The sequence below is a fragment of the Xanthomonas sp. SHU 166 genome, from assembly GCF_000364685.1.
Classification (GTDB): Bacteria; Pseudomonadota; Gammaproteobacteria; order Xanthomonadales; family Xanthomonadaceae; genus Xanthomonas_A; species Xanthomonas_A sontii.
The window spans coordinates 1-649 of sequence record NZ_AQOJ01000654.1 but is presented as its reverse complement, the minus strand read 5'-3'; the positions used below and the strand labels follow the sequence as shown (position 1 = coordinate 649).

At 71.3% G+C, this 649-nt stretch carries 2 protein-coding genes; both read left to right on the top strand.

Going from position 1 to position 649, the window contains the following annotated elements:
• A partial coding sequence (locus tag D180_RS15690) for an iron-containing redox enzyme family protein (RefSeq protein ID WP_017913547.1) occupies positions 1–501 on the top strand: 501 nt, incomplete at its 5' end.
• A partial coding sequence (locus tag D180_RS15685) for an SDR family NAD(P)-dependent oxidoreductase (protein WP_043091110.1) occupies positions 501–649 on the top strand: 149 nt, incomplete at its 3' end. The genes D180_RS15690 and D180_RS15685, both read left to right, overlap by 1 nt.

Sequence of the window (649 nt, the reverse complement as noted above, 5' to 3'; positions counted from 1 at the left end):
GCCCCCCTGCCGGCACGGCTGGAGTGGCTGCGCAGCGCGGTGGCCGAGTACATCGAGGAAGAACTGGGCCACCAGGAGTGGATCCTCGACGACCTGGCCGCCTGCGGCGCCGACCGTGCCGCCGCCGCCGCCTCGATGCCATCGGCGGCGACCGAACTGATGGTGGCCTACGCCTACGACACCATCGCCCGCGGCAATCCGGTCGGCTTCTTCGGCATGGTGCTGGTGCTGGAAGGCACCAGCGTGGCGCTGGCCACGCGCGCGGCCGAGAGCATCGAGACCTCGCTGGGTCTGCCGCGTAACGCCTTCAGCTACCTGCGCTCGCACGGCGACCTGGACATCGAGCATGCCGGCTTCTTCGAAGGCCTGATGGACCGGCTCGACGATGCCGACGACCAGCGCGCCGTGGTGCATGCGGCCAAGCGCTTCTACGGCCTGTACGGCGACATTTTCCGCAGCCTGCGCGCACAGCCGGCGCTGCCCATGGCGGAGGCCGCATGATGGATCTCAACGGACGCAGTGTGATTCTCACCGGCGCCAGCGGCGGCATCGGCGCCGCCCTGTGCGACGAACTGGTGGCCGCTGGCGCCTGCGTGCTGGCGGTCGGCCGCGACCCGGTGCGCCTGGCGCAGGTCGCCGGCCGGCATCC